The organism is Pseudonocardia sp. (genome assembly GCF_025965585.1).
Lineage (GTDB): Bacteria > Actinomycetota > Actinomycetes > Mycobacteriales > Pseudonocardiaceae > Pseudonocardia.
This window is the reverse complement of sequence record NZ_JAOPWR010000040.1, coordinates 1-5,642: the sequence shown is the minus strand read 5'-3', so window position 1 is coordinate 5,642 and position 5,642 is coordinate 1. Positions and strand designations below refer to the sequence as shown.

5 protein-coding genes and 1 pseudogene are annotated in these 5,642 nt (G+C 74.5%); all 6 read left to right on the top strand.

What is annotated here, in order from left to right:
- Positions 1–392, top strand: a pseudogene (locus JWR81_RS01995) (xanthine dehydrogenase family protein subunit M); the annotation flags it as partial.
- Positions 389–853 (top strand): (2Fe-2S)-binding protein, encoded by a 465-nt coding sequence (locus JWR81_RS01990; RefSeq protein WP_297645930.1) that lies wholly within the window; start codon positions 389–391, stop codon positions 851–853. The pseudogene JWR81_RS01995 and the gene JWR81_RS01990, both read left to right, overlap by 4 nt.
- Positions 850–2,190: an 8-oxoguanine deaminase gene (locus JWR81_RS01985; protein WP_297645928.1), complete on the top strand. Its 1,341-nt coding sequence runs from the start codon at positions 850–852 to the stop codon at positions 2,188–2,190. Before JWR81_RS01990 ends, JWR81_RS01985 begins: the two co-directional genes overlap by 4 nt.
- The gene (gene pucD, locus JWR81_RS01980) at positions 2,187–4,466 is read left to right on the top strand and encodes a xanthine dehydrogenase subunit D (protein WP_297645926.1); all 2,280 of its coding nucleotides are present in this window, start codon (positions 2,187–2,189) and stop codon (positions 4,464–4,466) included. Before JWR81_RS01985 ends, pucD begins: the two co-directional genes overlap by 4 nt.
- Positions 4,467–4,506: 40 nt before the next feature.
- Positions 4,507–4,869, top strand: a complete 363-nt coding sequence (locus JWR81_RS01975; protein ID WP_367278720.1) for a gamma-glutamylcyclotransferase — start codon at positions 4,507–4,509, stop codon at positions 4,867–4,869.
- A partial coding sequence (locus JWR81_RS01970; protein WP_297645920.1) for an amidohydrolase family protein occupies positions 4,866–5,642 on the top strand: 777 nt, incomplete at its 3' end. The genes JWR81_RS01975 and JWR81_RS01970, both read left to right, overlap by 4 nt.

Below are 5,642 nucleotides of genomic sequence, written 5' to 3'. Positions count from 1 at the left end.
TCACCCCGCCCGCGGGCCCGCAGCAGTTCAGCAAGATCGGCACCCGCAACGCCATGGTGATCGCGGTGTCCGCCTTCGGGTTCGCGCTGCACCCGGACCGGCGCGCCGTCGGCACCGGGATCGGGTCCGCCGCCCCGACGCCCCGGCCCGCCCCCGAGGCCGCGGAGTTCCTGGCCGGCGAGCTCGAGGCCGCCGGGCTGTGGGACTCCCGCGGCCCGCTGCCCGAGGGGCTGGCAGGAGAGTTCGGCCGCCGCGTGCGCGACGCCGCGGCCCCCATCGACGACGTGCGCGGCAGCGCCGCGTACCGCCTGCACGCCCTGTCGGTGATGGCGCGCCGCACCGCCACCTGGGCGTGGGACCAGTACCGCACCGACATCAGGAGCGCCGCGTGAGGATCGAGCTGACGGTCAACGGCACCCGCCGCGAGGCCGACGACGTCTGGGAGGGCGAGAGCCTGCTGTACGCGCTGCGCGAGCGGCTCGGCCTGCCCGGCTCCAAGAACGCCTGCGAGCAGGGCGAGTGCGGCTCCTGCACCGTCTACCTCGACGGGCTGCCCGTGTGCTCCTGTCTGGTCGCGGCCGGCCAGGCGCAGGGCCGCGAGGTCACCACCGTGGAGGGCCTGGGCGGGGCCGAGCTGGACCCGGTCCAGCAGGCGTTCGTCTCCAACGGTGCCGTGCAGTGCGGCTTCTGCACCCCGGGCTTCCTGGTGAGCACGCACGACCTGCTGGAGCGCAACCCCGCGCCGTCCGACCCGGAGATCCGGGAGGCGCTGGCCGGGAACCTCTGCCGCTGCACCGGCTACGAGAAGATCCTGGACGCCGTCCGGGCGGCCGCCGCGGAGCGTGCGTCGTGATCATCGAGGGCGGCCACGTCGTCACCGTCACCGGCGAGGAGTACCCCGACGGGCACGTCGTGGTGGAGGGCAACCGCATCACCGCGGTCGGCGCCGGGCCCGCTCCGGCCCGCGACGGCCACGAGGTCGTCGACGCCCGCGGGTGCCTGCTCACCCCCGGCTTCGTCAACACGCACAACCACCTCTACCAGTGGGTCACCCGCGGGCTCGCGGTCGACGCGACGCTCTTCGAGTGGCTCACCACGCTGTATCCGGTGTGGGCGGGCATCGACGAGCACGCGGTCCACACCGGGGCGAGCGGCGCGCTCGCCCGGCTGGCGCTGACCGGCTGCACCACCAGCACCGACCACCACTACGTGTTCCCCCGCGAGGGCGGCGACGTGTTCGCCGCGGAGATCCGCGCCGCGCAGGAGGTAGGGCTGCGGTTCCACCCCTGCCGCGGGTCGATGGACCTGGGCCGCAAGGACGGCGGGCTGCCGCCCGACCACGTCGTCGAGGACCGCGAGGCCGTCCTGCTGGCGTCCGAGGCCGCGATCGACCGCTGGCACGACCCGTCGCCGGAGGCGATGCTGCAGGTCGCGCTGGCCCCGTGCTCGCCCTTCTCGGTGACCGGCGACCTCATGCGCGAGTCGGCCGAGCTGGCCCGCCGCCGGGGCGTACGGCTGCACACCCACCTCGCCGAGACCCTCGACGAGGAGGACTTCTGTCGGGAGAGGTTCGGCTGCTCCCCGCTGGACTACGTGGAGGGGCTCGGCTGGACCGGCGCCGACGTCTGGTTCGCCCACTCCGTCCACCTCGACGACCCGGCCGTGAAGCGGGTCGGCGCGACCCGGACCGGGGTGGCGCACTGCCCGTCGTCGAACGCACGGCTCGGGGCCGGCATCGCCCGCACCCGGGACCTGCGCGACGCCGGCGCCCGCGTCGGCCTCGGCGTCGATGGCGCCGCGAGCAACGAGGCCGGGAGTCTGCTGGAGGAGGTGCGGCACGCGGTGCTCTTCGCCCGCGCCGTCGGCGGGCCCACCGCACTGACCGTCCGCGACGGGCTGGAGCTGGCCACGATGGGCGGCGCCAAGGTGCTCGGCCGCGAGACCGACCTGGGCTCGATCGAGGTGGGCAAGCTGGCCGACCTCGCCGTCTGGCGGCTCGACGGGCTCGGCCACGCCGACGTCGCCGACCCGGTGGCGGCGCTGGTCCTGGGCTCGCCGCCGCCGCTGGACCTGCTGCTCGTCAACGGGCGCCCGGTCGTCGAGCACGACCGCGTCGTCACCGTCGACACGGATTCGATCGCGCGCGAGTGTGCCCGCGTCCACCGCACCCTGCTGGAGAAGGCGTCATGACGAGCACCGAGACGAAGAGCGCCGGCGTGATCGGCGACTCCCCGCTCCGCCCCGACGGCACGCTGAAGGTCACCGGCGAGTTCGCGTACGCCTCCGACCTCTGGCACGACGACATGGTCTGGGGCGTCACGCTCCGCAGCCCGCACCCGCACGCCCGGATCCGCGGCATCGACATCACCGAGGCGCTGGCGCTGCCCGGCGTCTCCGCGGTGCTCACCGCCGCCGACGTCCCCGGCGAGAACGCCGTGGGTCTCGAGCACCTCGACACCCCGGCCCTGGCCGACGGCGTGGTCCGCTACCAGGGCGAACCCGTCGCGCTGGTCGCCGCCGACCACCCGGAGACGGCCCGGCGCGCGGCGAAGCGGATCCGCGTCGACTACGAGGAGCTGACCGCGGTCACCGACCCGCGCCGGGCGCTCGACGACGACGCGCCGCTGGTTCACCGGACGCGGGACGACAACCTGGTGCGCGCCATGCAGATCCGGCGCGGCGACCCGGAGCCCACCGCGCCGGTCGTGGTGGCGCTGGACTTCGAGGTCGGCATGCAGGACCAGGCCTTCCTCGGACCCGAGGCCGGCCTGGCCGTGCCCGACGGCGAGGGCGGCGTCGACCTCTACGTCGCCACCCAGTGGCTGCACGTCGACCAGCGCCAGATCTGCCGGGTTCTCGGGCTGCCGCCGGAGCAGGTCCGGCTGAGCCTGGCCGGGGTCGGCGGCGCGTTCGGCGGCCGCGAGGACCTGTCCATGCACGTCCACGCCTGCCTGCTCGCGCTGCACACCGGCAAGCCCGTGAAGATGAGCTACGCCCGCGACGAGTCCTTCTTCGGGCACGTCCACCGGCACCCCGCCTGGCTGCGCTACGAGTTCGGCGCCGAGCCCGACGGCACGCTGGTCTACGCCAAGGCCGACATCCTGTTCGACGGCGGCGCCTACGCCTCGTCGACGGGTGCGGTCGTCGGCAACGGCGGCACGCTGGGCCTGGGCCCGTACCGGATCCCGAGCGTGCAGGTCGACGCCCGCGGCGTCTACACCAACAACCCGCCCTGCGGCGCGATGCGCGGTTTCGGCTGCGTGCAGGCCGCGTTCGCGCACGAGGCCCTGATGGACGAGCTGGCCGACACCGTCGGCGTCGACCGGGTGGAGATCCGGGCACGCAACGGAATGCGCGAGGGCGACCACAACATCACCGGGCAGCTGATCGACTCCGCCGCCCCGGTCGCCGAGCTCATCGAGACGGTGCGGGACATGCCGCTGCCGCCCGACCGCCCCGAGAGCGACGTCGACATCCGGGACCTCCCCGGTGGCGTCTCCAACACCACGCACGGCGAGGGCGTCGTCCGCGGGATCGGCTACGCCGTGACCTACAAGAACGTCGGGTTCTCGGAGGGCTTCGACGACTACTCCACGGCCCGGGTCCGGCTGGAGCTGACCGCGGGCGAGCCGGTGGTCACCGTGCACACCGCGGCCGCCGAGGTCGGACAGGGCCTGATCACCGTGGAGCAGCAGATCTGCCGCACCGAGCTCGGCGTCGAACGGGTCGTGGTCCACCCCAAGGACACAGGAGTCGGCTCCGGCGGCTCGACGTCGGCCTCCCGCCAGACGTACGTCACCGGCGGCGCGGTCAAGGCCGCGTGCGAGGCGGTGCGGGCGTCCGTGCTGGCCAGGGCGGCCGCCGTGCTGGGCCGCTCCGACCTCCGGCTCGACGGGGAGAAGATCGTCGCGGTCACGGGCGAGGTGCTCGCCGGCCTCGCCGACGTGCTCGACGAGGCGGTCGAGGAGACCGTCGAGTGGCGGCACCGGCCCACCCACGAGATCGATCCGGTCACCGGCCAGGGCGACGCGCACGTCCAGTACGCCTTCTCCGCCCACCGCGCCGTCGTCGACGTCGACGTCGAGCTCGGGCTGGTCAAGGTCGTCGCGCTGGACACCGCCCAGGACGTCGGCAAGGCGATCAACCCCGACGCCGTGATCGGCCAGATCCAGGGCGGCAGCGCCCAGGGGATGGGGCTGGCGCTGATGGAGGAGGTGATCGTGACCGACGGCCGGGTCCGCAACCCGTCCTTCACCGACTACCTCATCCCGACGATCCTCGACATGCCGCCGATGCAGATCAAGGTCCTGGAGTACGCCGACCCGCACGCCCCATACGGCGTCCGCGGGGTGGGCGAGCCGCCCACCATCTCCAGCGGCCCCGCCGTGGCCGCGGCGATCCGGGCGGCCACCGGGAAGGCGCTTCGCCGCGTCCCGGTCCGTCCGGAACACATCACCGGCACCTGACCCGCACCCGATCTTCACCAGGGAGAACACCGTGCCCCGCATGTTCCTCAACGGCACCGCCATGTCCGGCGGCGCCGACCACCACCTCGTCGGCGACGCACCCCTGGTCGCCCGCACCACCACCGCGCCCCGCTACCGGTTCCACGCCGTCGACGGCCGCTACCCCGCGCTCGAGGAGGTCGGCGAGGGGGTGGCGGTCGAGGGCGAGGTCTACGACATGACGTACACGCAGCTCCGCGAGGTGCTGCTGCCGGGCGAGCCCGACGGCCTGGAGCTCGGCGTGGTCGAGCTGGCCGACGGCTCCGGGTCGCTCGCCATGGTCCTGCGGACCGGGCACGAGGCCCCGCGCACGGACATCTCCGCGCTCGGCGGCTGGCGGGCCTACCAGGAAGGACGCACATGAGGACGGTGTTCCGCGCGGCGCGCGCGATCGTCGACGGAGCCGAGCGACCGGCCGCCGTCCTCGTCGAGGACGGCCGGATCGAGGCGGTGCTGCCCCTCGACGCCCCGGTGGACGCGGCCGAGATCAGGCCGGCCGCCGACGAGGTGCTGATCCCCGGCCTGGTCGACACCCACGTGCACGTCAACGAGCCCGGTCGCACCGAGTGGGAGGGCTTCGCCTCCGCCACCCGCGCCGCCGCGGCCGGCGCCGTCACGACGATCGTCGACATGCCCCTGAACGCGTTGCCGCCGACCGTCGACGTGGCCGCACTCGAGGTCAAGCGGAAGGCCGCGGACGGGCAGTGCGCGGTCGACGTCGCCTTCTGGGGCGGCGCGATCCCGGGCAACGAGGGCGAGCTGCACGCGCTGCACGAGGCCGGGGTGCTCGGCGTCAAGTGCTTCCTGCTCGACAGCGGGGTCCCGGAGTTCCCGGCCCTGCCGGACCCACGGGCGGCGATGCGCGAGCTGGCGACCTTCGACGGCCTACTGCTCGTCCACGCCGAGGACGGCGACCTCGTCGGGCACGCCGCCGGCCGCCGGTACGCGGACTTCCTGGCCTCCCGGCCCGGCGCCGCCGAGGACTCGGCGATCGCGGCCGTGCTCCGGATGGCCCGCGAGACCGGGGTGCGGGTGCACGTGGTGCACCTGTCCTCGGCCGGCGCGCTGCCGCTCCTCGCGCAGGCCCGCGCCGACGGCGTCCGGGTCACCGTCGAGACCTGCCCGCACTACCTCGCG

Coding starts and splice junctions, on each gene's coding strand:
- pucD (WP_297645926.1), top strand. CDS start 2,187: ATGACGAGCACCGAGACGAAGAGCGCCGGCGTGATCGGCGACTCCCCG.
- JWR81_RS01975 (WP_367278720.1), top strand. CDS start 4,507: ATGTTCCTCAACGGCACCGCCATGTCCGGCGGCGCCGACCACCACCTC.